Source organism: Paraburkholderia terricola, from assembly GCF_003330825.1.
GTDB classification, from domain to species: domain Bacteria; phylum Pseudomonadota; class Gammaproteobacteria; order Burkholderiales; family Burkholderiaceae; genus Paraburkholderia; species Paraburkholderia terricola.
Genome location: NZ_CP024941.1, coordinates 3,263,159 through 3,289,143 on the forward strand (window position 1 = coordinate 3,263,159; position 25,985 = coordinate 3,289,143).

Annotated in this window: 26 protein-coding genes; 15 read left to right on the forward strand and 11 right to left on the reverse strand. The window is 64.2% G+C overall.

Annotated elements, in window-relative coordinates; all coding sequences use genetic code 11:
* The first annotated feature begins 170 nt into the window (after positions 1-170).
* The 5 genes from lpxK to CUJ90_RS14580 all read left to right on the forward strand — a co-directional run bounded on the left by lpxK (position 171) and on the right by CUJ90_RS14580 (position 4,237).
* Complete coding sequence (lpxK, locus tag CUJ90_RS14560) at positions 171-1,187, forward strand: tetraacyldisaccharide 4'-kinase (protein ID WP_114163116.1); 1,017 nt, start codon at positions 171-173, stop codon at positions 1,185-1,187.
* Positions 1,168-1,371 carry a Trm112 family protein gene (locus CUJ90_RS14565; protein WP_007180583.1) on the forward strand — a complete coding sequence of 68 codons (204 nt, stop codon included), beginning with the start codon at positions 1,168-1,170 and terminating at the stop codon, positions 1,369-1,371. The genes lpxK and CUJ90_RS14565 overlap by 20 nt, the downstream gene beginning before the upstream one ends.
* A 230-nt stretch (positions 1,372-1,601) precedes the next feature.
* Entirely contained in the window at positions 1,602-2,402 is an 801-nt protein-coding gene (kdsB, locus tag CUJ90_RS14570; RefSeq protein ID WP_114163117.1) for a 3-deoxy-manno-octulosonate cytidylyltransferase, read from the forward strand.
* A 222-nt stretch (positions 2,403-2,624) separates the two neighbouring features.
* Positions 2,625-3,290, forward strand: coding sequence for an adenylate kinase (adk, locus tag CUJ90_RS14575; RefSeq protein WP_073427000.1), 666 nt, complete (start codon positions 2,625-2,627; stop codon positions 3,288-3,290).
* Positions 3,291-3,478: 188 nt separating this feature from the next.
* Positions 3,479-4,237: a 3-hydroxyacyl-CoA dehydrogenase gene (locus tag CUJ90_RS14580; protein WP_114163577.1), complete on the forward strand. Its 759-nt coding sequence runs from the start codon at positions 3,479-3,481 to the stop codon at positions 4,235-4,237.
* Positions 4,238-4,348: 111 nt separating this feature from the next.
* Here the strand turns inward: CUJ90_RS14580 and CUJ90_RS14585 are convergent, their stop codons facing one another.
* Entirely contained in the window at positions 4,349-5,191 is an 843-nt protein-coding gene (locus CUJ90_RS14585; protein WP_073427222.1) for a SirB1 family protein, read from the reverse strand.
* 5 nt (positions 5,192-5,196) lie between these two features.
* On the reverse strand, positions 5,197-6,747 hold the full coding sequence (gene murJ / locus CUJ90_RS14590) for a murein biosynthesis integral membrane protein MurJ (protein WP_073426998.1): 1,551 nt from the start codon (positions 6,745-6,747) through the stop codon (positions 5,197-5,199).
* Positions 6,748-7,262: 515 nt separating this feature from the next.
* Between murJ and rpsT the strand changes: the two genes are divergently transcribed.
* Positions 7,263-7,541 (forward strand): 30S ribosomal protein S20, encoded by a 279-nt coding sequence (gene rpsT / locus CUJ90_RS14595; RefSeq protein WP_020069158.1) that lies wholly within the window; start codon positions 7,263-7,265, stop codon positions 7,539-7,541.
* Positions 7,542-7,764: 223 nt separating this feature from the next.
* Here the strand turns inward: rpsT and CUJ90_RS14600 are convergent, their stop codons facing one another.
* Entirely contained in the window at positions 7,765-8,103 is a 339-nt protein-coding gene (locus tag CUJ90_RS14600) for a DUF3579 domain-containing protein (RefSeq protein ID WP_073426997.1), read from the reverse strand.
* Positions 8,104-8,563: 460 nt separating this feature from the next.
* On the opposite strand from CUJ90_RS14600, the gene argF reads away from it, so the two are divergent.
* Together argF and CUJ90_RS14610 are read left to right on the forward strand one after the other, a co-directional pair.
* Entirely contained in the window at positions 8,564-9,493 is a 930-nt protein-coding gene (gene argF / locus CUJ90_RS14605; RefSeq protein WP_114163118.1) for an ornithine carbamoyltransferase, read from the forward strand.
* A gap of 240 nt (positions 9,494-9,733) precedes the next feature.
* On the forward strand, positions 9,734-10,960 hold the full coding sequence (locus CUJ90_RS14610; RefSeq protein WP_114163119.1) for an argininosuccinate synthase: 1,227 nt from the start codon (positions 9,734-9,736) through the stop codon (positions 10,958-10,960).
* Between the two features lie 240 nt (positions 10,961-11,200).
* Here the strand turns inward: CUJ90_RS14610 and murB are convergent, their stop codons facing one another.
* On the reverse strand, positions 11,201-12,247 hold the full coding sequence (murB, locus tag CUJ90_RS14615; RefSeq protein WP_114163120.1) for a UDP-N-acetylmuramate dehydrogenase: 1,047 nt from the start codon (positions 12,245-12,247) through the stop codon (positions 11,201-11,203).
* 195 nt (positions 12,248-12,442) lie between these two features.
* On the opposite strand from murB, the gene CUJ90_RS14620 reads away from it, so the two are divergent.
* Positions 12,443-12,928: a YajQ family cyclic di-GMP-binding protein gene (locus tag CUJ90_RS14620; RefSeq protein WP_007180572.1), complete on the forward strand. Its 486-nt coding sequence runs from the start codon at positions 12,443-12,445 to the stop codon at positions 12,926-12,928.
* Positions 12,929-13,076: 148 nt separating this feature from the next.
* On the opposite strand, the gene plsY is transcribed toward CUJ90_RS14620, so the two are convergent.
* Together plsY and ybaK are read right to left on the reverse strand one after the other, a co-directional pair.
* On the reverse strand, positions 13,077-13,724 hold the full coding sequence (plsY, locus tag CUJ90_RS14625) for a glycerol-3-phosphate 1-O-acyltransferase PlsY (protein WP_073426993.1): 648 nt from the start codon (positions 13,722-13,724) through the stop codon (positions 13,077-13,079).
* 149 nt (positions 13,725-13,873) lie between these two features.
* Entirely contained in the window at positions 13,874-14,365 is a 492-nt protein-coding gene (gene ybaK, locus CUJ90_RS14630; protein WP_073426992.1) for a Cys-tRNA(Pro) deacylase, read from the reverse strand.
* Positions 14,366-14,673: 308 nt separating this feature from the next.
* On the opposite strand from ybaK, the gene CUJ90_RS14635 reads away from it, so the two are divergent.
* Complete coding sequence (locus CUJ90_RS14635; protein WP_114163121.1) at positions 14,674-16,236, forward strand: class I adenylate-forming enzyme family protein; 1,563 nt, start codon at positions 14,674-14,676, stop codon at positions 16,234-16,236.
* Between the two features lie 57 nt (positions 16,237-16,293).
* On the opposite strand, the gene xerD is transcribed toward CUJ90_RS14635, so the two are convergent.
* The 3 genes from xerD to queG form a co-directional block, all read right to left on the reverse strand.
* Positions 16,294-17,229: a site-specific tyrosine recombinase XerD gene (gene xerD / locus CUJ90_RS14640; protein WP_114163122.1), complete on the reverse strand. Its 936-nt coding sequence runs from the start codon at positions 17,227-17,229 to the stop codon at positions 16,294-16,296.
* Positions 17,226-17,696 carry a methylated-DNA--[protein]-cysteine S-methyltransferase gene (locus tag CUJ90_RS14645; protein WP_073426989.1) on the reverse strand — a complete coding sequence of 157 codons (471 nt, stop codon included), beginning with the start codon at positions 17,694-17,696 and terminating at the stop codon, positions 17,226-17,228. The genes xerD and CUJ90_RS14645 overlap by 4 nt, the downstream gene beginning before the upstream one ends.
* An 84-nt stretch (positions 17,697-17,780) precedes the next feature.
* A complete protein-coding gene (gene queG / locus CUJ90_RS14650; RefSeq protein WP_114163123.1) occupies positions 17,781-19,022 on the reverse strand; it encodes a tRNA epoxyqueuosine(34) reductase QueG in 1,242 nt (413 codons plus the stop codon).
* A 17-nt stretch (positions 19,023-19,039) separates the two neighbouring features.
* Here queG and tsaE point away from each other — a divergent pair, with 17 nt between their 5' ends.
* The gene (gene tsaE, locus CUJ90_RS14655; protein WP_114163124.1) at positions 19,040-19,636 is read left to right on the forward strand and encodes a tRNA (adenosine(37)-N6)-threonylcarbamoyltransferase complex ATPase subunit type 1 TsaE; all 597 of its coding nucleotides are present in this window, start codon (positions 19,040-19,042) and stop codon (positions 19,634-19,636) included.
* Positions 19,618-21,186 carry an N-acetylmuramoyl-L-alanine amidase gene (locus CUJ90_RS14660; RefSeq protein WP_083083266.1) on the forward strand — a complete coding sequence of 523 codons (1,569 nt, stop codon included), beginning with the start codon at positions 19,618-19,620 and terminating at the stop codon, positions 21,184-21,186. Before tsaE ends, CUJ90_RS14660 begins: the two co-directional genes overlap by 19 nt.
* A gap of 109 nt (positions 21,187-21,295) precedes the next feature.
* On the opposite strand, the gene CUJ90_RS14665 is transcribed toward CUJ90_RS14660, so the two are convergent.
* Positions 21,296-22,177: an EamA family transporter gene (locus tag CUJ90_RS14665; protein WP_114163125.1), complete on the reverse strand. Its 882-nt coding sequence runs from the start codon at positions 22,175-22,177 to the stop codon at positions 21,296-21,298.
* A 173-nt stretch (positions 22,178-22,350) separates the two neighbouring features.
* Here CUJ90_RS14665 and CUJ90_RS14670 point away from each other — a divergent pair, with 173 nt between their 5' ends.
* On the forward strand, positions 22,351-23,226 hold the full coding sequence (locus CUJ90_RS14670) for a pirin family protein (protein WP_114163126.1): 876 nt from the start codon (positions 22,351-22,353) through the stop codon (positions 23,224-23,226).
* A gap of 89 nt (positions 23,227-23,315) precedes the next feature.
* Complete coding sequence (gene trxA / locus CUJ90_RS14675; RefSeq protein WP_114163127.1) at positions 23,316-24,164, forward strand: thioredoxin; 849 nt, start codon at positions 23,316-23,318, stop codon at positions 24,162-24,164.
* 49 nt (positions 24,165-24,213) lie between these two features.
* Here trxA and tcdA read toward each other — a convergent pair whose 3' ends face one another.
* Positions 24,214-25,074, reverse strand: a complete 861-nt coding sequence (tcdA, locus tag CUJ90_RS14680) for a tRNA cyclic N6-threonylcarbamoyladenosine(37) synthase TcdA (RefSeq protein ID WP_114163128.1) — start codon at positions 25,072-25,074, stop codon at positions 24,214-24,216.
* A gap of 255 nt (positions 25,075-25,329) precedes the next feature.
* Between tcdA and pdxH the strand changes: the two genes are divergently transcribed.
* Complete coding sequence (pdxH, locus tag CUJ90_RS14685; RefSeq protein WP_073426981.1) at positions 25,330-25,971, forward strand: pyridoxamine 5'-phosphate oxidase; 642 nt, start codon at positions 25,330-25,332, stop codon at positions 25,969-25,971.
* Positions 25,972-25,985: the final 14 nt, after the last annotated feature.

Sequence of the window (25,985 nt, forward strand, 5' to 3'; positions counted from 1 at the left end):
GCGACATGCGGCGCAACTGCATTGGATGCCGCCGCAGCTTCATTTGCGCTTCATTTTTCGATCGCCAGGAGAACCGCGTTGATGTCTGTCCCGCGTATTGCGCCTAGCCTCTCCACGCCGCCGTCCTTTACGACGACGAACGGCGTGCCGCTCGTTCATCCGGCGTGCCGATGAGCAATCTCACCGACCGTCTCGAGGCCCGACTTGCGCGCGAATGGCAACGGCGCGGCCCGCTTGCATGGGCGCTGACGCCCCTCGCCTGCGTGTTCGGCGCAATCGCCGCCGCTCGCCGCGCCGCCTTTGCGCTCGGCTGGCTGAAATCGGTGCGCGTCGGCGTGCCCGTGGTGGTGGTCGGCAACGTGACCGTCGGCGGCACCGGCAAGACGCCGACCGTGATCGCGCTGGTCGAAGCACTGCGCGCGGCGGGCTTCGAACCCGGCGTGGTGTCGCGTGGCTACGGCGCGCGCGTGAACCAGCCGACGCCGGTCACGCCCGCTTCCACGGCGAGCGTCGGCGGCGACGAGCCGTTGCTGATCGCGCGCCGCACCGGCGCGCCGGTGTGGGTCTGTCCAGACCGCGTGGCGGCCGCGCAAACGCTGTGCGCCGCGCATCGCGATGTCGACGTGATCGTGAGCGACGACGGCTTGCAGCACTACCGCCTCGCGCGCGACGCCGAAGTGGTCGTGTTCGATCACCGGCTCGGCGGCAATGGCTTTCTGCTGCCCGCCGGGCCGTTGCGCGAGCCGCTGTCGCGCCGCCGCGACGCGACGCTGATCAACGATCCGTATGCGCGCAGCCTGCCCGCGTGGCCGAACACCTTCGCGCTGCGGCTCGCACCCGCCGACGCGTGGCATCTCGACAATCCCGCGCTGCGCCGTCCGCTCGCGCAATTCCAGGGTGAGCGCGTGCTGGCCGCGGCCGGCATCGGCGCGCCGGAGCGCTTTTTCGCCACGCTGCGCGCCGCCGGCCTCACGCCCGCCACCCGCGCGCTGCCCGATCACTATGCGTTCGAGCGCAATCCGTTTACCGACGTCGACGCCGATGCCATCCTGATAACGGAAAAGGATGCGGTAAAATTGGGGTCCTGGCACGACGCGCGCATCTGGGTTGTCCCGGTCGAAGCCGCGCTCGATCATCGCCTCATTGCATTAGTTGTGGAGAAAATCCGTGGACGCTCGCCTGCTTGAAATTCTCGTCTGCCCGATCTGCAAGGGCCCGCTCAGCTACGACCGCGCCGCGCAGGAATTGATTTGCAACGCTGACAAGCTCGCCTATCCGATCCGCGACGGCATCCCCGTCATGCTGGTCGACGAAGCGCGGCAGACCGTCGAAGGCACGCCGGTGGATTTGAATCCAGGTTCCGTGGCTTGAATTGGCGGGATCGGCGTTGCGCTTGCGAGGTTGCTTCGGTCGCGGCGCCCCGCGGGTTTGAGCGGCAGGTTCGAGCAACGCCGCCAGGTTGCGTCAGGGTCCGCGCGTCTGGTCGGAGCCTCCACCCAGGTTTTCACGCCGCGTCCGCAGTCCTCGTTTGCCGTCTTTCCCATCCGCGACCGCTGCATGCGCGGTCGCTTAATTCCCGTCTTATCGCCGCCCGTCTTTAGATGACTCACGCCAACGTCAGCCCTCCCCCGTTCGTCGCCGTCGTGCCGGCCCGCCTCGCCTCCACCCGTCTGCCCAACAAGCCGCTCGCCGACATCGGCGGCAAACCGATGGTCGTGCGAGTCGCCGAACGCGCGCGCGAATCGGGCGCGCACCAGGTGCTGATCGCGTCGGACGCGCAGTCGGTCCTCGACGCCGCCCGCGAGCATGGCTTCGAAGCCGTGCTGACGCGCGCCGATCATCCGTCGGGCACCGACCGTCTCGCGGAAGTCGCGGCGCGATTCGGCTGGAGCGACGAAACGATCGTGGTCAACGTGCAAGGCGACGAACCGCTGATCGATCCGGCGCTCGTGTGCGGCGTGGCGTCGCACCTCGCGGCCAGCAACGGCTGCGCGATCGCCACCGCCGCGCATCCGATCACCGACCCCGCCGAAATCTTCAACCCGAACGTCGTCAAGGTCGTGATCGATGCGCGCGGCGTCGCGCTCTACTTTTCGCGCGCGCCGATTCCGTGGGCGCGCGACGCCTATCAGCCGCATTGGCCCAGCGTCGGCGCGATGCCCACGCCGCCCGCGCCCGCGATCGTCCACCGGCATATCGGCTTGTACGCGTATCGCGCGCAATTTCTGCGCACGTACCCGAGTCTCGCGATCTCGCCGATCGAGCAAGCCGAGGCGCTCGAACAACTGCGCGCGATGTGGCACGGCGAGCGGATCGCGGTGCTCGTGACCCACGACGTGCCGCTTCCCGGCGTCGACACACCCGCCGATCTCGCGCGCGTGCGGGCTTTATTCGGGTCTTGAGCGTAAAAACCCGTGGCATAATCGGACGGTTGTGCGCGCCTCCTGGCGCCTCCCGTTAAGCAGCGAGAATGAGGGTTTGCCCGGTCGCACCGTTTCCGTCTTGCAGCGCCGTCATAGCCGATGTGCAGCGCGAGACTTGAACGGCAGTTCGATGCGGGCCCCCACGAATCGCGGGATGGCCGCAGCGCCACCAAAGAATTCACATAGATCTGGAGATATCACATGCGTTTGATTCTTTTGGGTGCGCCCGGCGCGGGTAAGGGCACTCAGGCCACGTTCATCAAGGAAAAATTCGGCATTCCGCAGATTTCCACCGGCGACATGCTGCGCGCGGCCGTCAAGGCGGGCACGCCGCTCGGCATCGAAGCCAAGCGTTTCATGGACGCCGGCGAACTGGTCACCGACGAACTGATCATCAATCTGGTGAAGGAGCGTTTGCAGCAGCCCGACTGCGTGAACGGCTATCTGTTCGACGGTTTCCCGCGCACCATCCCGCAAGCGGAAGCGATGAAGCAAGCCGGCGTCGCGATCGACTACGTGCTCGAAATCGACGTGCCATTCGAGGAGATCATCGTGCGCATGAGCGGGCGCCGCTCGCATCCGGCCTCGGGCCGCACGTATCATGTCAGGTTCAATCCGCCGAAAGTCGAAGGCGTGGACGACGTGACCGGCGAACCGCTGATCCAGCGCGACGACGACAAGGAAGAAACGGTCAAGAAGCGTCTGCAAGTGTACGAGGCGCAAACCAAGCCGTTGATCGAGTACTACAACAACTGGGCGAAGAACGGCGATGCCGCCTCCCCGCTGAAGGCGCCGCAATACCGTCGTATCTCGGGTCTCGGTAGCGTCGACGAAATTCGCGAACGCGCGTTCGAGGCGTTGAAGTAACTCGCTCGTCGCTGCATTCGTTGTGCTGGAACCCGCCCATGTCGGCGGGTTTTTTGTTGCGTGCCGCGCGCCCCGCGCTGCCTTGTCGCGCGGCCGCTTTCTTTTATGCGTTGCAGCATAGTCGCTACAATCGATCGTCCAAAACATACTCGATCGACACATTACCGAACCGTAGCAAAGGAGAAGACATGGAGATTCGTGACAACGTATTCCTGATCACCGGCGGTGCATCGGGCCTGGGCGCGGCCACTGCGCGCCTCGTCGTGGAGAACGGCGGCAAGGTGGTGCTCGCGGATCTGAATCAGGATGCCGGCGACGCGCTCGCGAAGGAACTCGGCGGCGTGTTCGTCAAATGCGACGTCAGCCGCGAAGACGACGCCACGCAAGCGGTCGAAGCGGCAACGAAGCTCGGCACGCTGCGCGGCCTCGTCAATTGCGCGGGCGTCGCGCCGGCCATCAAGACGGTCGGCAAGGACGGCCCGCATCCGCTCGATTCATTCGCGCGCACCATCTCCATCAATCTGATCGGCACCTTCAACATGATCCGGCTCGCCGCCGCGGCCATGTCGAAGTACGAACCGAATGCGAACGGCGAACGCGGCGTGATCATCAACACGGCGTCGGTGGCCGCGTATGACGGCCAGATCGGCCAGGCGGCTTACGCGGCATCGAAAGGCGGCGTGGTCGGCATGACGCTGCCGATCGCACGCGACCTGTCGCGCAACGCAATTCGCGTGATGACGATTGCGCCAGGCATCTTCGAAACGCCGATGCTGCTCGGCATGCCGCAGGAAGTGCAGGACGCGCTCGGCGCAATGGTGCCGTTCCCGCCGCGCCTCGGCAAACCGGCGGAATATGCGATGCTGGCCAAACAGATTTTCGACAATCCGATGCTCAACGGCGAAGTGATTCGGCTGGACGGCGCGATCCGCATGCAGCCGAAATAACGAGGTGTCCGGTGTGCTGTTTGACAGGCGCGCCGCAAATTAAAACGCCTGCGCATGAGTCATGCGCAGGCGTTTTGTTTTGGCTCGTCGTTCGGACCGATTGCCGGTCTGTCAGTCGCGATCGTCGGGCTGGGTGCGTTGACGCAGTTCATGCAATTGCGACTCCACCACCGTTGCGTCCTCGGCATCCGGCCGCTCGCCGAGATAACGTTCGAGGTCCTCGAGCGCGGGGCGCAGATAATCGAGCCGCGCATAGGCGAAGCCGCGGTCGCGCACTTCCTCGATGCTTTCCGGCAGCAGAATCACGAGACGCTGCTGCACGGCCAGCAAACGCTGCCAGCGCTCCGTCTGAAGATACGTGGACTTGAGATTGCGCAGCATGCGGGCGAGAATCTCGCGCCGCGTGGCCGGCTGCAACAAGATGCGCAGCGCGCGGCTCACCGACTCGCCCGCCGACGCCACATACGGCTCCAGCATTTCCACCATCTCCGATTCGGACAGCGATTGCCCGCTGGTCGGATCGAGCATCACATCGCCGTCGGGCGTCGTCACACGCAGCAGGAAGTGCCCCGGAAACGACACGCCACGCACCGGAATGCCGATCTGCTCGGCCATCTCCAGATACAGCACCGCCAGCGAAATGGGAATGCCGCGGCGCCGCTTGAGCACGGCGTTCAGGTGGCTGTTGTCGGGGTCGTAGTAATCGTTGAGGTTGCTGGCGAAACCCAGCTCGCGAAAGAAAAACCGGTTCAGGATGCCGACCTTCTGCTTGATGTCGGCGTCGTCCGGCATGCGGCGCTGCAGGCGCACCACCAGTTCGTCGATCTCGGCCAGCGTGCCTTGCAGATCGAGGTCGGGATAAGCGTCCTGCGCGAGCGAGAGCGCCGCCTCGGTCAGCGGCAGGCTCTCGTCCTCGGCGACGAGTGTGCTGAAATAGTCGAGAACCCGCGTCATCGTGATCACTTCACTCGCCTTCTGAAATACGCGTACTTGAAGCCCATCAGCCAAAGCATACCGAAATATAGCGCGGCGAACAGCACGAGGCACGCGCCCAGCAACGCCATCCGGTCGAGCGGCCGGCTATGCATGCCGATCCAGTCGAAGCTGATTGCCAGCCAGTGCATCGCGCCGGCCAGCACCAGACAGGCGCCGAGCAACTGCACGAAAAATTTGGGCCAGCCGTGCGACGGCATATAAATGCCGCGCTTGCGCAAGCCGAGGAACAACAACAGCGCGTTGCCGCAAGCGCCGAGCCCGACGCTCAGCGTGAGGCCGGCGTGCGAGAAAATCGGCACGAACAGATAGTTGCTCAACTGCGTGAGAATCAGCACGCCGACGCCGATTTTCACCGGCGTCTTGATGTCCTGCTTCGCGTAAAAACCGGGGGCGAGGATCTTGATGAGGATCAGGCCGATCAGGCCGACGCCGTAGGCCGACAGCGCGCGAGAGACCATCACGACCGCGTTGCCGTCGAACTTGCCGTAATGAAACAGCGTGGCGGTGAGCGGCTGGGCAAAGAAAAACAGCGCGACCGCGCTCGGCGCGGCCAGCAGGAACGTGACGCGCAGCCCCCAGTCGAGCAGCGACGAATATTCGTGCGGATCGGCGTCGACGTGCGCCTTCGAGAGACTCGGCAACAGGATCGTGCCGAGCGCGACGCCGAGCAGCGCGGTGGGAAACTCCATCAAACGGTCGGCGTAGTTGATCCACGACACCGCGCCGGGACCGATGCGCGATGCAATATTCGTGTTGATGATCAGGCTGATTTGCGCGACCGACACCGCGAACATGGCGGGCACCATCTTGGAGAGCACGCGCTTCACGCCGCGATGCGCGAGCGCCTTCACCGGGTTCAGGCCGATGCGCGGAATCATGTCGATCTTCTTCAGACCCGGCAGTTGCACGGCAAACTGCAGCACACCGCCCGCGATCACGGCCCACGCGAGCGCATAAACCGGCGTTTTCAGATGCGGCGCGACGAACATGGCCGCGACGATGAACGCAACGTTCAGCAGGACCGGCGCGAATGCGGGCAGCGAAAAGTTCTTGTACGTATTGAGCACGCCCGACGCCAGTGACGTCAGCGAGATGAAAATGATGTACGGGAACATGATGCGCGTCATGGTGACCGCGAGCGCGTACGCCTGGCCCTCATGCGCGAGACCCGACGCGACGACGAACACCACGCCCGAGGCGCCCACGACGCCGATCAGCGAGAGGATCGCCAGCGCCCACGCGAGCACCGTCGAGGTCGCGTCGACCAGCGCCTTGGTGGCGTCGTGCCCTTGCTGGTTCTTGAATTCGGCGAGGATCGGTACAAAGGCTTGGGAGAACGCGCCTTCGGCGGAAATGCGGCGCAGCAGGTTGGGGATGCGGAAGGCGACGTAAAACGCGTCGGTATATTGACTGGCGCCGAACGCGCGAGCAATCAGCGTTTCGCGGGCCAGACCGGTCACGCGCGACAGCAGCGTGAAGCCGCTGACCGTCAGCAGGGCTCGGAATAGATTCATGGGGCGCTTATTATACGGGTGCCGCAAAGGCGGACGACGAGCCGGAACGCGATTCGGACCGTTTTTCGAGGTGGACGTTCGCTGAGGTGTCGTCGGCCGAGGCGTTTTTTGTTGCGGAGGGCGCGCGTTTGTTCATCGTCCGCTCATATCGCCGCCCGCTCGTGGACTTCGGCGGGCTGATGGAAACGTGGCCGCGCGAATCGTCAGGCGCATCGGAATCGGCGATTCCCCGTTGTCACGTGCCTGATTTTGTTGCTATAATCGCCGGTTTCGAAGCTCGCTTAACTTTCGGACGGGGTAAAAGTACGCAATCAAGCACGCCGCATTCAAGCGTGAGAAAGCGTCAACCAACCTCGAAGTACGCCGGAACACGGGCCCGCCTTCGCGTAGTTCGATCGAATTTTTCGACACTTTTTGCGCTCTTGGGCAATCGCTTCCAAGAGTTCGGATCTAAAAGCAGCACCTCACCACTTGAAGGTCAGGTACTGGAAACAGGAACAGGATAAGGAACCGTCATGGCTAACTCCGCACAAGCACGCAAGCGCGCCCGCCAGGCCGCCAAGGCAAATTCGCACAACTCGGCACTGCGCTCGAAGTTCCGCACGGCTATCAAGGCTGTCCGCAAGGCGATCGACGCCGGCGACAAGGCCAAGGCCGCTGAAATCTTCCAGGCATCGTCGAAGACCATCGACATCATCGCCGACAAGAAAATCGTTCACAAGAACAAGGCAGCTCGCCATAAGAGTCGTCTCGCTGCAGCCATCAAGGGTCTGCAAGCGTCCGCAGCCCAGTAATTCCGGTCGGCCCGCTCCGGTGGGCCACGTCCTGTTTCCGCTGCACGGAAAAGCCCGCCTCGGCGGGCTTTTTTGCCTCGATTCAACTCCCCCCCGCCGGCTCCGCGACTCGTCTCATACATGAGCGAGACAGGCTGTCCGCTGAAGCTTCCCGCTTTTAGCCACAAAAAAACCCGCTGCTTGCGGGTTTTTTGTTTTTGGCGGCCTTGCGACGACGTGCGCCTTAACGCGTGTTCTTACCTTGCTGCGTGCCGTGCTCAGGCGGCAACTCGCATGCCTCGGTCACCACGAGATCATTGTCTTTCGCGAAGTTCAGAACGAAATCGAAAGCCATAGGTTCGATGTCGCGCAAGCGTGAATCGAGGATCACGCATTTGAGGTCGCCGATCATGGTCGGCCGGACGTACGACGAGTACTGCAGATAAGCGTTCGGCCCCTTTGCACCGGGGCCGAAGCATGACATCACGCCTGCGAGCCGCTCCGACCAGTCGCTCGGCCGAAACCTCTTTCCCGTCGACGTGATGCCCTGAATGAAATATTCGGTTGGAGCTGCTTCGGCCATGTAGGAATACCTGTGTGACTGCCCAGCGGGATGACGGCACCATGACGGCGATGCGGCTCTGAGATGCCTGAGCCCGCCATGCATGCGGCGTTGGCGAACTGCGCCAGGTGCACTGGCGAAGCGCCGGCTAGCTAGCTTGACTGCGTTGCTTGACTGAGCCACCTCGGCGCCAGCCATGACCGCACCCGGGAAGGTTTTTCGAACCGCGTGAGCCATGTCCCGCAAGCGAAATACCAGCCTGCCGGGCTTTGGGATAACTTGCGGATTATAGCGCAGCGTGCCTTTTTCCGCACCGCACACAAGCTTTATCCGACGGGCCCGCGAGCCTTTCGGACAGCTTTCCCAGCCTTTTGCCTGACTCGTCAAATCAGGCGAAATCCTTTATGCTGCATTGAGTTACCACAAACGACGGCGGCGCCGTCCGGCAATCCCTGCCGGGTGAGACCGCCGTATTTGTTTCATGACCGCCAAGAAAATTCGCCACTATCTGCAGTTCAAGGATTTCTCGCTGGAAGACTACGAGTACGTGTTGGAGCGCGCACGCATTCTGAAGCGCAAGTTCAAGAACTACGAGACTTACCACCCGCTGCACGACCGCACGCTGGCGATGATCTTCGAGAAGAATTCGACACGCACGCGCCTGTCGTTCGAAGCCGGCATCTTCCAGCTGGGCGGCCACGCCGTCTTCATGAGCACGCGCGACACGCAGCTCGGCCGCGGCGAGCCGATCGAAGACGCGGCGCAAGTGATCTCGCGCATGGTCGACATCATCATGATCCGCACGTTCGGCCAGGACATCATCCAGCGCTTCGCCGAGAATTCGCGCGTGCCGGTGATCAACGGACTGACCAACGAATATCACCCGTGCCAGGTGCTGGCGGACATCTTCACCTTTTTCGAGCATCGCGGCCCGATTCGCGGCAAGACCGTCGCGTGGGTCGGCGACGCCAACAACATGCTCTACACGTGGATCGAAGCCGCGCAGATTCTCGGCTTCAAGCTGCGCCTGTCCACGCCGCCCGGCTACAAGCTCGACCGCGCGCTGGTCGCTGCCGAAAGCGCGCCTTTCTACGCGGAATTCGACAACCCGAACGAGGCCTGCGCGGGCGCCGACCTGGTCACCACGGATGTGTGGACCAGCATGGGCTTCGAGGCGGAAAACGAAGCGCGCAAAAAAGCTTTCGCCGACTGGTGCGTCGACGCCGAAATGATGGCGCGCGCCAACTCCAATGCGCTCTTCATGCACTGCCTGCCCGCCCACCGCGGCGAGGAAGTCAGCGCGGAAGTGATCGACGGTCCGCAAAGCGTCGTGTGGGACGAGGCGGAAAACCGTCTGCACGTGCAAAAGGCGTTGATGGAGTATCTGCTGCTCGGCAAGCTCAATCACTGAGCGAGCCGCGTTTCAGCAGCTCAGCCGGCCGTTGCGTGCAGTGCGACGGGTTCTCGACTATGAATCCGCGTCGCGCGCGCCGCATCCGGCTGCAGTCCATTGCGCAAGCGGACCGCCGATCACACCGCACCGTCCCAAAAACGCGGGCCGCCGGCGGTTTAGTGTCAAAATAGTGTTTTTCCGTGCTCCGGAACCGCCGGCGCGCCTTGTTTTCCCGCTTTCTCCAGCTACGAGTTCACCATGAGCGATATCAAGAAAGTCGTGCTCGCCTATTCGGGCGGCCTCGACACCTCCGTCATCCTGAAGTGGTTGCAGGACAACTACGACGCCGAAGTCGTCACGTTCACGGCCGACATCGGCCAGGGCGAAGAGCTGGAACCGGCGCGCAAGAAAGCCCTGCAACTCGGCATCAAGCAAGACAACATCTTTATCGAAGACCTGCGCGAAGAATTCGTGCGCGACTTCGTGTTCCCGATGTTCCGCGCCAACACGATCTATGAGGGCGAGTACCTGCTGGGCACGTCGATCGCGCGTCCACTGATCGCCAAGCGCCAGATCGAAATCGCCCGCGCCAGCGGCGCGCAAGCGGTCTCGCACGGCGCAACCGGCAAGGGCAACGACCAGGTTCGCTTCGAACTCGGTTACTACGCGCTTGAACCGGGCATCAAGGTGATCGCACCGTGGCGCGAATGGGATCTGCTGTCGCGCGAAAAACTGCTCGCCTACGCGGAAAAGGCCGGCATTCCGATCGAAATGAAGCACAAGCAAGGCGGCGCGCCGTATTCGATGGACGCGAACCTGCTGCATATCTCGTTCGAAGGCCGTCACCTGGAAGATCCGAAAGCGGAAGCCGAGCCGGAAATGTGGCGTTGGACGGTGTCGCCGGAAGAGGCGCCGGACCAGGCGGAATACCTGGACATCGAGTACGAGCACGGCGATCCGGTTGCGATCAACGGCAAGCGTTTGTCGGCGGCCGAAATGCTGACCGAGTTGAACCGTCTGGGCGGCAAGCACGGCATCGGTCGTCTGGATCTGGTGGAGAACCGTTACGTCGGCATGAAGTCGCGCGGCTGCTATGAAACGCCGGGCGGCACGATCATGCTGAAGGCGCACCGCGGCATCGAGTCGATCACGCTCGACCGTGAAGTGGCGCATCTGAAAGACGATCTGATGGCCCGTTACGCGTCGCTGATTTATAACGGTTACTGGTGGAGTCCGGAGCGCCGCGCGCTGCAGGTGCTGATCGACCATACGCAGGAGAAGGTCAACGGCTGGGTGCGTGTGAAGCTGTACAAGGGCAGCGTCTCGGTCGTTGCGCGCGATTCGAAGGAAACGCTGTTCGATAAGACGATCGCCACGTTCGACGACGACGGCGGTGCTTACAACCAGGCGGACGCTGGCGGGTTCATCAAGCTCAACGCCCTACGCATGCGAATCGCGGAAAACGCGCGTCGTCAGCGTAGCTGACGACGCGCGTTTCGGCGAAGGCTAACTTCGCGCAAGCGAAGTTAAGCGCCGCAAGGCGCGGGCCGAAGCCAAAACACCCCCGTCAGCGCAGCTGACGACGCGCGTTTCGGCGAAGGCTAACTTCGCGCAAGCGAAGTTAAGCGCCGCAAGGCGCGGGCCAGCAACCAAAACGCAGACACAAAAAAGGCGCCGGGAGGCAACTCCCGGCGCCTTTTTCCGTCCCGCGGACAAATCACGCCATCACAAACAAACCGGCTCCGCTTCCAGTTCCACGCCAAAGCGCGTCAGCACATCCTGTTGAATCGCCTTCGCGAGCGCCAGCACTTCTGCGCCGCTCGCGCCGCCGCGATTCACCAGCACCAGCGCCTGCCGCTCATGCACGGCCGCGGCGCCCATCGCGCGCCCCTTCCAGCCGCATCGATCGATCAGCCACCCCGCCGCAAGTTTGACCCGGCCGTCCGGTTGAACGTAGGACACGAGGCCGGGCTCGCGCAGCTTCAGCGCCTCGAACTGCGCCGCCTCGACGACCGGATTCTTGAAAAAACTCCCCGCGTTGCCCAGCTCGAGCGGGTCGGGGAGCTTCGCGCGACGCACCGCGACCACTGCATTGAAGATAGCCTGCGCGCTCGGCGACGCGGCGTCGTCCCCATTGCCGCTCGCGGCCAGTTCACGCGCCAGATCGGCGTAACCGGCGCGCGGCTGCCAAACCTTCGGCAAGCGGAAAGTAACCGACGTAATCACGAAACGGTCGCGCCCTTCCCGCTTGAAAAAACTGTCGCGATAGCCGAACCGGCAAGCCTTCGCATCGAGTTCGACCACCGCCCCCGTTGCCAGCTCCACCGCGCGCAGCGACGCAAACCGCTCGCACATTTCCAGCCCGTAAGCGCCGATGTTCTGAATCGGCGCCGCGCCCACCGTGCCGGGAATCAACGCGAGGTTCTCCAGACCCGGCAGCCCTTGCGCCAGCGTCCACGCGACGAACTCATGCCACGGCTCGCCGGCTGCGGCCTCGACATACCAGGCGTCGCCGTCCTCCCGCACGATGCGGCGGCCCCGCAGCGCCACCAGCAGCAGCAGCCCCGCGAAATCCCCCGTCAGCACGACATTGCTGCCGCCGCCCAGAACGAGGCGCGGCAGGCCGGCGGCGCGCGGATCGCGCACGGCCGCCATCAATTGCTCTTCGCGCTCGATACGGCACGCAAGCTGCGCGCGAACATCGAAGCCGAAGGTGTTGTGCGCCTTTAGCGGATAGCCGGCAATGAACGCGGCGGAAGCGGATTCGGACATCGGAGCGGGAACAATGAAACGACGAATGGGCGGCGGATAAGACCAGATCGAGCCTCGGCCGCGCGACAATGCGCGGCGGCCTTGGGCAAAAGGGAGTGGCGTCGGTAAAATGACATCCGGTCCGTGATTATAGCGAGTGCCCCGTGAGCAGCCGACCGGCCGCGTCATGCACCGCAGCACTATTGGGAGAAAGCAATGCCATCGTTTGACGTCGTCTGCGAAGCGAACATGATCGAAGTCAAGAACGCGATCGAGCAGTCCAACAAGGAAATTTCAACCCGCTTCGACTTCAAGGGGTCGGACGCGCGCGTCGAACACAAGGAAAACGAGATCACGGCTTATGCGGACGACGACTTCAAGCTCGGTCAGGTGAAAGACGTGCTGCTGTCGAAAATGGCCAAGCGCAACGTGGACGTGCGCTTCCTCGACTACGGCAAGATCGAGAAAATCGGCGGCGACAAGGTCAAGCAGGTCATCAAGATCAAGAAAGGCGTGTCCGGCGACCTGTCGAAGAAAATCGTGCGCCTCGTGAAGGACAGCAAGATCAAGGTCCAGGCGAGCATTCAGGGTGACGCGGTGCGCATCACCGGCGGCAAGCGCGACGATCTGCAAAGCGTGATCGCGATGCTGCGCAAGGACGTCACCGACACGCCGCTCGACTTCAACAACTTCCGCGATTGAACGCGTAGTGCGCGCGGTATCGAGCGCGCGCTGAAGGTTTGGCGCACGCGCAGTGGATAGTCATTGCGTCATCGCGCGCCGGCCGCGAAGCGGCCACGATTACAAGTTGGACCAATCAACACCGTTCGACGCGCAACGCAGCTCCCGCTCAAGCTCCGTTGCCCGACGCCGGCCCTCCTGCCGCATCGACCTTCTTTTTCTTGTCGCCGATGCGGCTTTCCTCACCGCGGATCAGCTTGGCGATATTGCCGCGATGACGCCAGATCAGCAGCGAACTCATCACGACGATCGCGAGCGCAATGACGTGCGGCCCGAACAGAAAACCGTCGAAGATCGGCGCGAACGCCGCCGCGGCCAATGCCGCGAGCGACGAATAACGCGTGAAGAAAGCCACGATCAACCACGTCAGCAAAGTCGCAAGGCCGAGAATCGGATTGATCGCGAGCAGCACGCCCGCCGCGGTCGCCACGCCTTTGCCGCCCTTGAAGCGGAAAAAGACCGGATACAGGTGGCCGAGAAACACGGCAACGGCTGCGATGGCAACCGAGGTGTCGTCGAGTCCGTAACGCGCGCCGAAGTGCACGACGAACCATACCGGCAGCCAGCCTTTGAACGCGTCGCCGATCAAGGTAAGGATCGCGGCCTTCTTGCTGCCGCTGCGCAGCACGTTGGTGGCGCCGGGGTTGCCCGAGCCATATGAGCGCGGGTCGTCCAGCCCCATCGCGGCGCTCACGATCACGGCGAACGACACCGAACCGATCAGATAGGCAACGACGGCAACGATCAGATTTTGCATCTAGGACTCTTATAAGGATCGGCGGTCTGAAACTCGATACCCCAACCGCAACAGGGAACGAAACACGGAGCAAAGCGCGGAACAAAGCGCGGAACAAAGCGGCGCACATTCTACCGAACCCGCCCGCCCGAAAAACATTCAGGCAAACGTCAATCGACGCTCGCGCATTGCACCGGTTTCGCCGCCAGCAAATCTGCGAGCACCTTCGGCTCGATACTGACCAGAAAACCGCGCCGCCCGCCGTTCAGCCAGATGGTGTCCATCTCGAGGATGCTCGACTCCACGTAGACCGGCATCGGCTTGCGCGTGCCGAACGGCGACGTGCCGCCGATCAGGTAACCCGAATGACGGTTCGCCACCTCCGGCTTGCACGGCTCGACGCGTTTCGCGCCGATCTGCCGCGCGAGATTCTTGGTGCTGACGGTGCGGTCGCCGTGCATCAGTACGATCAGCGGCTTGGCATGCTCGTCTTCCATGACCAGCGTCTTGACGACGTGATGCTCGTCCACGCCGAGCTGACGCGCCGACTCCGCGGTGCCGCCGTGCTCGACGTAATCATAAGGATGCTCGCCGAACGCGACGCCGTGACGGCGCAGAAACTGCGTCGCGGGCGTTTCGGAGACGTGTCTGGATTTGCTCATCGGCGCATTGTAATGGCGAGTTTGCACAACGGCTATTTGCCGAATGGCCAATTGTGCGGGTCGGGCGCTTGTGGCACGATCGTTCGGGAATGTTCCGGCGCAGTGTACGCCGGGCGCGAGCCGCAAGAGCGGGGAACTGTGGTCGGCTGCTTTGCATGGGACCGGGGTAACGCGCTTTGGCGTGAACTGTGGTCGACCGCCTTGCATGGGACCAGAGTAAGCCGCTAAAGCGGCAACTCTGGTCGACCGCTCTGCATGGGACCAGAGTAAGCCGCTAAAGCGGCAACTCTGGTCGACAGGAGACAGTGTTGAGTATTGACTTATCCACCCGTTCCACCATCGATATCCCCGCGCTGCTGGCGGCGCTGCCCACGCGCATCGCCGAGATTCCGGCGCTCGCGGCCGCGCGCGATCCGCAACACGTCGCGTTGATCGAGGACGCGCGTCGTTTGACCTGCGCGCAGCTCGCGCAGGCAGTCGAAACCGTCGCCGCGTTGCTAAGTGATTGGGGCGTGCGCGGCGGCGATCGCGTGATGATCGTCGCGGAAAACAGCATCGTCCAGATCGTGCTGCTGTTCGCGGCGGCGAGGCTCGACGCGTGGGCGCTCGTGTCCAACGCGCGGCTGTCCGCGGCGGAACTCGACTCGATTCGCGCGCACGCGCAGCCGCGCGTGGTCGCCTATGCGGTGGAAAGCTCAACCGACGCCCAACAGCACGCGCAGCGGCATGAAGCGCAACCGGCGCCGGCCAGCACGCCGGACATCGGCGCATGGTCGTTCACGGTGGACGCCACGGCGAAAGCCGAACCCGTCGAAGCCGCCAACGACCGCCAATGCGCCGCGCTGATCTACACCACCGGCACCACCGGCGCGCCGAAGGGCGTGATGTTGTCGCATCGCAATCTGCTGTTCATCGCCGCGATCTCGAGCCGCTTGCGCAAGGTCGGCCCCGACGACGTCGTCTATGCCGTGCTGCCGATCTCGCACGTGTACGGCTTCGCGTCGGTTTGCCTCGGCAGTCTCCATGCCGGCGCAACGTTGCGGCTCGCGCCGCGCTTCGCGCCGGAAGCCGTGCGCCGCGCACTCGCCGAAGAACACGTGTCGATCTTCCAGGGCGTGCCGGCCATGCACGCCAAACTGCTCGAACATCTGGAGACACACGGTCATTCGTGGTGCGCGCCGCATCTGCGCTTTGCCTATTCGGGCGGCTCGCCGCTCGAGGCCGCGTTGAAGGCGCGCGTCGAAAGCGTCTACGGTCTGCCGCTGCACAATGGCTACGGCATGACCGAAAGCAGCCCGACTGTCTCGCACACCATGCTCGATGCGCCACGCGGCGACTGCTCGGTCGGTGAAGTCATTCCGGGCGTCGAGGTGCGCTTCGTCGGGCTCGACGGCGTCGATGCCGCGCGAGGTGAAATCGGCGAGCTATGGGTGCGCGGCCCGAACGTGATGCTCGGCTATTACCGCAGCCCGGAGCAAACGCGCGCCGTCGTAACCGAGGACGGCTGGCTCAAGACCGGCGACCTCGCGCGCCAGGACGCGGATGGCGCGTTGCATATCGTCGGACGCAGCAAGGAGCTGATCATCCGTTCGGGCTTCAACGTGTATCCGGCCGAGGTCGAACACGTGTTGAACGCGCATCCGCAGGTCGTGCAATCGGCGGTGATCGGACGCGCGGTCGAGGGTAATGAGGAGGTGGTCGCGTTCGTCGAACTGATTGCCGGTGCGCAGGTGACGCCGGCCGAATTGGTCGAGTGGTGCAGCGAGCGTCTCGCGCCGTACAAGCGCCCTGCCGAAGTGAAGGTGCTCGCCGCGCTGCCGGCGGCGTCGACCGGCAAGATTCTCAAGCACCGGCTGCGGGAATTCGTCTGAAGCAAGCGTCGCGACAGCAACGATAACCGCAACCAGCACGGCGCGAACGCCCGCTCCTCACCCCCGCGGATGATGCTGCGCATGCAGCGACTTCAAGCGCTCGCGGGCCACGTGCGTATAGATCTGCGTCGTGGAAATGTCCGTGTGGCCGAGCAGCAGTTGCACGACGCGCAGATCGGCGCCGTGATTCAGCAGATGCGTGGCGAACGCGTGCCGCAGCGTATGCGGCGAAAGCGGCGCATGCACGCCGGCCGTCGCAGCGTGCCGCTTGATGATGTTCCAGAACTGCTGCCGCGTCATGCCCTCCGCGCGGCTGGTGACGAAGAGCGCGTCCGTCGCTCGCGCACCCAGCAGCGCCGGGCGCGCTTCGCGCAGATAGCGCTCGATCCAGCCGTGCGCTTCCTCGCCGAACGGAATCAGGCGCTCCTTGGAGCCCTTGCCCATCACGCGCACCACGCCTTCGTTCAGACCCACTTCCACGGTCTTCAGCGTGACGAGTTCGGTGACGCGCAAACCGCTCGCGTACATCAGCTCCAGCATCGTGCGGTCGCGCAAACCCAAAGGCGTGCCGACGTCGGGCGCGCCGAGCAGCGCTTCGACTTGCGCTTCGCTGAGCGTCGACGGAAAACGCGGCGGCTGCTTGGCCGAGCGGATGCGCAGCGTCGGATCGACCTTCGCGCGATGCTCGCGCACCGCCCAGCCGTAGTAGCGGCGAAACACCGAAAGCCGCCGGTTCGCGGAGGTGGATTTGTCTTTCTGCCGCGCCGCGCTATAGGCATTGAGATCGGCCTCGCTGGCGGTGTCGAGCGACGTGTTGCGGGTTTTCGCGAGCCATTCGCAAAAGAGTCTCAGGTCGCGCCGGTATGCATCGAGCGTGTTGCGCGACAGGCCGTGTTCGAGCCACAGCGCGTCGCAGAACGCATCGATCGACGCGGAGCTCGCCAGAAAAAGAGGTGACGCGATGGGCGCGTCGTCAGCCAGAGTGTCGCTCATGCGTATGGAATGCCTTCATGCGCCAGGAGCCAGCGCTTGACGTTGCGAAAGAAGCCGTCTTCGGCGTGATGCGAAAACCCGCCGATGCCGCTCGAACTCACCACCCGATGGCACGGAATCACGATTGGAAAATAGTTGGCGCCGCACGCCTGACCGACCGCGCGCGGCGCGCTGCCGAGTTGCTTCGCCAACTGCCCGTAGGTGCGCACGGCACCCGGCGGAATGTCGCTGATCGCCTGCCATACGCGCTGCTGAAACGCCGTGCCGACCGATGCCAACGGCAAGTCGAACTTCGCGGACGCCCGCTCGAAATACCGTTCGATCTGTTCGGCCGTCTGTTTCGCCAGTGGCGTCTCGGGCGCGACGTTCGCAATCGAGTCGGGAAGATAGACGATCTCGCGCACGGCATCGCCTTCGAGCCGGATGCCGACCTTGCCGAACGGCGCATCGATCACTGCGTTGAACATGGTTGCCTGCTCCTCACTGGCGGCGCTTTTTTCCGATTTCGCTAGCGTACCTGCATGGCGTGCAGGCGTTCGAGTGCCGCTACTTTACGCCGCTTCCAACGCCCATTCCACATGCTCGCGCACGACGGCGGACGGGTCGTCGGCACGCGAGCGCAGCGCCTCCACGATCGCCTCACGTGCGTCCCCGCTCAGACTTTCCGAAGACGCACGCAGCGCATTGCCCATCCCCACCGCGAGATTGCGCAGCCAGCTCTCGTAACCGATGCGGCGAATCGCGCTGCCCTGCATGCGCGTGTCGAACTCCTGCGCGCTCCATGCAAATAGCTCGACCAGCGACGCGCGATCGAGCCCATGCCGCACGTCGAAATCGTCGACCGGCGCGGCTTGCGCGAACTTGTTCCACGGACACACGAGTTGGCAATCGTCGCAGCCATACACACGATTGCCGATCAGCGGCCGCATTTCCAGGGGAATATTGCCCTTCAGTTCGATCGTCAGATAGGAAATGCAGCGGCGCGCATCGACCTTGTAAGGCGCGACGATCGCACCGGTCGGACAGGCGCCGATGCAGCGCGTGCAACTGCCGCAATGCGAGCCCGGCGTTTCCGGGGCCACTTCGGGCGAGGTCTCGGCATCGGTCGGCAAGGGCACGTCGACGTAGATTTCACCGAGGAAAAACAGCGAACCGGCGTCGCGTTGCAGCAGCAGCGTATGCTTGCCGCGCCAGCCGATGCCGGCCTTTTGCGCCAATTCCACTTCGAGCACCGGCGCCGAATCGGTGAACACGCGGTAGCCGAATACGCCGATCGCGGCTTCGATTTTCTCGGCCAGTTGTTGCAAACGGTTACGCATGACCTTGTGATAATCGCGGCCGCGCGCATAGATCGACACCACCGCCGCCGACGGATCCGCGAGCCGCGCATGCTCGGCCGCGCGCCAGTCTCGCGGTGCGGGCGGCGCGTCCGGCAAGGCGCTTTCGTTCGCCTTTCCGTTCAATGTCCGCGCGGGCAAATAGGCGATGCGCGCGGTAATTACACGTCGCGTGCCGGCCACAAGCTCGGCGGGCCGCGCGCGTTTCATGCCGTGTTTCGCCATATAATCCATCTCGCCGTGGCAACCCGCTTCCAGCCAGGCTGCAAGCGGCGCCTCCGCGGCGGAGAGATCGGTATCACTAATGCCGATCGCCGCGAAACCCAGTTCACGGCCCCACGTTTTGATGTCCAGCGCGAGCGCATGCAGCGCCGCTTCATCCAAACGACGCTCGGCACGCGCATCGTCGTCAGACGCAGGCGTGCGGGACACAGGGGACTCCGGACTTCGGTTCATCACGTCATTTTACGAGAATGCCCGTCAATCCCGATCACGCGATCCAACCGCCCGCGAAGGTCCTGCTCGAACGCACCTTCGCGCTCGCGGACGAAGCCGCCACGCACGCGTTCGGCGAGCGCTTCGCGCTGGCGATCGAAAGCGTGCGCGCGATGGCGCAAGAAGCGTCGCAGGAAGCACAGCGGCACGCTCCGGCCGCTGCCGGCGGCCAGGCATTCCACGGGCTGCAAGTCCAACTCATCGGCGACCTCGGCGCCGGCAAAACCACACTCGTGCGCGCCACGTTGCGCGGCCTCGGCCACACCGGCCGCGTGCGCAGTCCCACGTACACGCTCGTCGAACCTTATGTGCTCGCGCGGCCCAATGGGGAACTCGCGCTCTATCACTTCGATCTGTATAGATTCACCGATCCGGCCGAATGGGCCGACGCGGGCTTCCGCGAATACTTCGACAGCGGCGCGATCTGCCTCGTCGAATGGCCGCAACGCGCGGGCCGCCTGCTTGGCGTGCCGGATCTCGTCTTCTCGCTCGACCTGGACCACGCGGGCGACGGCCGCGTACTCGTCGCACGGGCCTACAGCGAATCAGGAAAGGCATGTCTCGAAAGATGTTGATCAAACCGTTCCGCTCGATCGAATCGGCGGCCACCGCAACGCATAACTGGCGGCGCCGGCAGATGCTGCGCGCGGGCGCATCCACGCTCGTGCTCGGTCTCGTCGCCCCGCGCCTCGCGTGGGCCAGCTCGGTGCTCGGCGTGCGCGTCTGGCCGGCGCGCGACTACACGCGCGTGACGATCGAATCGGATCAGCCTTTGCAAAACGCGCAGCAATTGCTGCAAGGCCCGGACCGGCTGGTGGTCGACCTGAACGGCCTCGATCTGGACCAGGCGCTGAAGGATCTCGTGTCGAAGATCACGCCGAACGATCCGCAGATCCAGTCGGTGCGCGTCGGGCAATATCAGCCGCATGTGGTGCGAATGGTGTTCGACCTGAAGGGTTCGGTGAAGCCGCAGGTGTTCACGCTGCCGCCGGTCGGCGCGTACAAGTACCGGCTGGTGTTCGACCTGTACCCCGCCGTCGCGCCCGATCCATTGATGGACCTCCTCGCGCAGACCGAGCGCAAGGAACAGAGCCTGAATGAAAACAGCGCGCCGCCCGCCACGCTGAGCGGCCCCGGCACCACACCGCCCACCGCGGACAACAGCGAAGCGTTCTTCGAGCGTTATGCGCAGAACGGCGGCTCTGCCGCGCCCAGCGTGCCGCACGCGCCGGCGCCGCTGCCGCCGATTCTCGGCAAGCCGGCCGCGCCCGCCGCGCCCGTCACGCCGCCGAGCGCGATCGCCCGCAACAAGGGCGGCGCCAGCGGCGGAAGCAGCGCCGGCAAGCTCGGCGACGACAACGGCGGCGACGACACCTACGCCTTCACCACGCCGAAACCCGGCAAGAGCAACACGGTGCGTCTGTTGACCGTCGCGATCGATCCGGGTCACGGCGGCGAGGACCCCGGCGCGATCGGCGGCTCGGGCACTTACGAGAAGCACGTCGCACTCGACATCGCCAAGAAGCTGCGCGCGAAGATCGACGCGCAACCGAACATGCGCGCGATGATGACCCGCGACGCCGACTTCTTCGTGCCGCTGAACGTGCGCGTGCAGAAGGCGCGGCGCGTCGGCGCGGATCTGTTCGTATCGATTCACGCGGACGCGTTCACCACGCCCGACGCGAAGGGCTCCTCGGTGTTCGCGTTGTCCGAGCACGGCGCGTCGAGCGCGGCGGCGCGCTGGATGGCGAACAAGGAGAATGCCTCGGATCAGATCGGCGGGATCAACATCAAATCCGCCGACGCCACCGTCAACCGCGCGCTGTTCGACATGTCGACCACCGCGCAGATTCGCGACTCCATGCGCTACGGCAACTTCGTGCTGAAGGAGATCGGCGGCATCAACAAGCTGCACAAGGGCTCGGTCGAACAGGCGGGGTTTGCGGTACTGAAAGCGCCTGACATTCCGTCGATCCTCGTGGAAACCGCCTTCATCAGCAACCCGGACGAGGAGCGCCGCCTGAACGACGACGCCTATCGCGAGAAGATGGCCGATGCGATCATGACCGGCATCAAGCGCTATTTCGCGGCGAATCCGCCGTTGGCGAAGAACCGCATGACTTGACGGCGCGCGCAGTCGCGCCGCCCCGCATCAAGCCGCGCCCTGGTGCGCAACGCAGAACGGCCGCTCGATCGCGGCCGTTCTGCTATCCGGTCTCACATCCGCTCAACGCTCAACGCGCCGGCGACAAACGCTGCACGACCCAGCCGCCGAACACGTTCACCGCCAGCCCCGCCATCACCAGCAAGGCGCCGACGATTTGCGCGACGGACAAGCGCTCGTCGAGAAACAAAGAGGCGGACGCGAGCCCGACGATCGGCACCAGCAACGAGAACGGCGCGACCTGGCTCGCCGGATAGCGCGAGAGCAGCCGGCTCCACAACCCGTAGCCGAGCAGCGTCGCGACGAACGCGAGATAGACGACGGCGAAAATCGACATCGCGCTGATGCCCGAGAGCGCCGCGGCGATTCGCTGCGGTCCCTCGAACGCATACGAGAACGCGAAGAACGGCAATGGCGGAATCAGGCTGCCCCACACCACGAGCCCGACCAGATCGACCTTGCCCACCTTCTTCGTGACGATGTTGCCGAGCGCCCACGAACACGCGGCGCACAGCGTGAGGACGAAACCGGCGAGCGTCATCTCGTGACCGCCTTGCAAGCCGATCAGCGCGAGCCCGCCCGCGGCGATCAGCAATCCGACGATGTTCGGCACGCGAAAGCGCTCATGCAGGAACAGCGCCGCGAACATCAGCGTGAAAAACGCCTGCGCCTGCAGGACCAGTGAAGCGAGCCCCGCCGGCATGCCCACATACATGGCCGAGAACAGAAACGCGAATTGACCGAACGAGATCGTCGCGCCGTAGGCGAGCAGCCAGCCCCACGGCATGCGCGGACGCTTGACGAAAAACACCGCCGGCACCGCGGCGAGCGTGAAGCGCAGCGCGCCGAGCAGCATCGGCGGCACACCATGCAGGCCCACCTTGATCACGACGAAATTGACGCCCCACGCCAGGACGACCACCAGCGCGAGCAGCAAATCCCTGGGCGACATCCCAGTCTCCGATTGGTTGTTCAATCCGGCAGTTTAGCGGAGGCGGCCGCAAGCGATGGGCCGCGCTACGGATTGCCGGAGCGCCGACGTGCTTCGATCCGTCAGCATTCCGCCCTCCGCAGTAGAATCATCCATTGAGCAAAATCCCCCCATCCTTCCAGCCGAGCCGCCCCATGTCCTCCTCGATCAAAGCAGTCCTCAAGCCGCATCTGCGCGACGTCGGCAATCTGACGGTGCGGCGCGTGCTGCCAGCCCTGGCTGCGCGTCTGATCGGGCCGTTCATCTTCTTCGACCACATGGGCCCCGCCACGCTCGAACCCGGTGTCGGTCTCGACGTGCGCCCGCATCCGCATATCGGCCTCGCCACCGTCACCTATCTGTTCGAAGGCGCGGTCATGCATCGCGACAGTCTCGGCTCCGAGCAGAAGATCGTCCCCGGCGACGTCAACTGGATGACGGCCGGGCGCGGCATCGTCCACTCCGAGCGCACGCCCGCCGAAGACCGCGCGAGCGGCCTCACCATGCACGGCATCCAGACCTGGGTTGCGCTGCCGTTAGAGGACGAGGACATCGAGCCGTCGTTCGCGCATCACGCCGCCCACACGCTGCCCGTGGTCGAGCGCAACGGCGTCACGCTGCGCGTGATCGCGGGCACGGCCTTCGGCGAAACCTCGCCGGTCGCGACGTTTTCGGGCACGCTGTACGTCGCCGCGCAGTTCGCGCCGGGCGGCGCCTTCGCGCTCGAACCGGAGCACGAGGAACGCGGCGTGTACCTCGTGGACGGCGACCTGGAGATCGACGGCGCGCCGCTCGAACCGGGTCAGATGGCGGTGCTCGCGCTCGACGAAACGGTCACGCTCGCGAGCACGCAGGGGGCGCGCGTCATGCTGCTCGGCGGTGAGAAACTCGATGGCGAGCGCTTTATCGAATGGAATTTCGTCGCCAGTTCGCGCGAGAAGATCGAAGCCGCGAAGCTCGCGTGGAGCAATCAGGAGATGGGCAAGGTGCCGGGAGAAACCGAATGGATTCCGCTGCCGACCCGAAAATGAACACCGGCAGGCGCGGCCGAACGCGCCGCGTTGAATCCACGGCACTCGCCCCCAACTAGTCAACAAACCGTTTTATCGACGAGGACGCAATGGACACCACTCTGGCCACTTTCGAACAGGACGTCATCACGGCGTCGACACTGGCTCCCGTGCTGGTCGATTTCTGGGCGCCGTGGTGCGGCCCCTGCAAGACGCTCGGCCCGATGCTCGAAAAGCTCGAAGCCGAAGCCGCCGGCAAATGGAAGCTCGTGAAGGTGAACGTGGACGAGAATCAGGAACTGGCCGCGCACTTCCAGGTGCGCAGCATTCCGCACGTCATGGCGTTCGCCGACGGCCGGCCGGTCGATCAGTTCGTCGGCGTGCTGCCGGAAGGCCAGTTGCGCGAGTTTATCGAGCGGCTCGTGCCGCAAGGCGCGGACGCGTCGCGTCTCGAAGCGCAAACCGCGCTGGCCGAAGGCCGCCGTGAAGATGCGTACGATGCGCTGCAAGCCGCGCTCGCCTACGACCCCGGCTTCGACGAAGCGCGCATGGACCGCATCGAAATGCTGCTCGAAGACAACCGTATCGACGAAGCGCGCAACGAAGTCGATCTGCTGTCGCCGAAAACCACGCAAGGCATCGACGCGCGCTTCAACGCGATCAAGACGCGGCTCGACGCGGTGGACGCCGCCGCCGACCTGCCGCCCACGGATGCGCTCGAGGCCAAGGTCGCGTCGAACCCGGACGATCTCGAAGCGCGCTTCGATCTGGCTAGCGCGCTGATCGCGCGCCGCAAGTATGCGGGGGCGCTCGAACACCTGCTGGCGATCGTGCAGCGCGACCGCACGTTCCGCGACGACATCGGCCGCAAGACGATGCTGTCGGTGTTCGATCTGGCCGCGCATCAGCCGGAACTCGTGTCGCAATGGCGGCGCAAGCTGAGCGCTTCGCTGTTCTGATCCGTGCCGCCGTTCAGGTGCGGCCGGTGCGCCGCGCCTGGATGCGCTCTCAAGCTGCTGCCGCCTGCTTCGCCAACGCCCGCAGCACGTGCGCGGCCGCGGCAAACCCGAAGCTCGCCGTCACGCATACGCTCGAACCAAAACCCGCGCAGTTCAGACCGACCGGCCCGGTGTGCCCCGGCGAGGTCGTGACGTGCTCGGCTTCCTCGTCGATATCGCAGACGGCCGCTTCGGGATAGATCAGCGGCTCGTCGGAATACACCGCGCTCACCTTGAACTTCGCCTTCGGCCCGCGCGGAAAACCATGCTGTTTGCGTAACTGTCCACGTACTTTCGAGAGCAACGGGTCCTGGATCGTCAGCGCGAGATCGTCGATGCGAATGCGCGTGGGATCGATCTGGCCGCCCGCGCCGCCCACCGTGATCAACGGCTGTTTCTTCTCGACGCACCATGCGATCAACGCGGTCTTGGTGCGCACGCTGTCGATCGCGTCGACCACATAATCGAAACCGCCGCCGAGCGTCGCCGCGAAGTTATCCGGCTCGACAAAATCCTCCACCAGCCGCACGTCGCAAAACGGATTGATCGCCGCGATGCGCTCGGCCATCGCTTCCACTTTGGGCTTGCCGAAGTTGCCGTCGAGCGCGTGGATCTGCCGGTTGGTGTTGCTTTCGGCGACGTTGTCGAGGTCGATCAGCGTGAGCGTGCCGACCGCGCTGCGCGCCAACGCCTCCGCCACCCACGAGCCCACTCCGCCGATGCCGATCACCGCGACATGCGCGCCTTCGAACGCGGCGAGCGCCGGCGCGCCATACAGGCGAGCGATGCCGCCGAAGCGCCGCGCGCGGTCGGCGGTTTCGCTCCCGTCGACGCTGGTAGTAAGATCGGATTGCGCGGTGGTGCTGGACATGGTGACAAGGCTCGTTGAAAAGAGGCAATACAGAATGGGGCGACGCCTGGGTACTCGCAGTCGGTATTTTGCCTGAACGCGACGGTCGGGATGGCCGTGGGCGTCGCGGCGTCGCCAGCTAACCGAAGGCTTTACGAAAGGCGCGCAAGCGCGAGACGGCATGCCTCGATGCAATGTCCGATCCCTTGATCTGGCCGCGCGCAAAGATTTCGCTCCTTAGCTATACTGGCCGAACTGTAGCGTTCGCATAAGAACATGACCTCACTCGCCGAACTTCGAAAAAATTATTCGCTCGGTTCGCTGGACGTTGGCGATGTCGACCGCAACCCGTTCCGTCAATTCGAAACGTGGTTTCAACAAGCGGTGGACGCCAGGCTGCCGGAGCCGAACACGATGACTCTGGCCACGGTCGACTCGCGCGGCCGGCCTTCGGCGCGCATTGTGCTGATCAAAGGCGTGGACGAACGAGGCTTCGTGTTCTTCACCAACTACCAGAGCCGCAAGGGCCTGGAGCTGGCCGCCAACCCCTACGCCAGCCTCCTGTTCTATTGGATCGAACTCGAGCGCCAGGTGCGCGTCGAGGGCCGCGTCGTTAAAACCAGCGAGGAAGAAAGCGATGCGTACTTCGCGTCGCGCCCGCTCGGTTCACGCATCGGCGCGTGGGCGTCCAATCAAAGTCAGATAATTGAAAGCCGCTCGCAGCTTGAAACACGCGAGCGCGAAATCCGCCTGCAATACGGCGACCAGCCGCCGCGCCCGCCGCACTGGGGCGGCTATCGTCTGGTCCCCGAGGCCATCGAATTCTGGCAGGGCCGGCCGTCGCGTTTGCACGACCGGCTGCTCTACACACGTTCAAGCGAAAGCAGCGACTGGCTGATCTCCCGCCTCTCGCCTTGAACCCGAATACAACG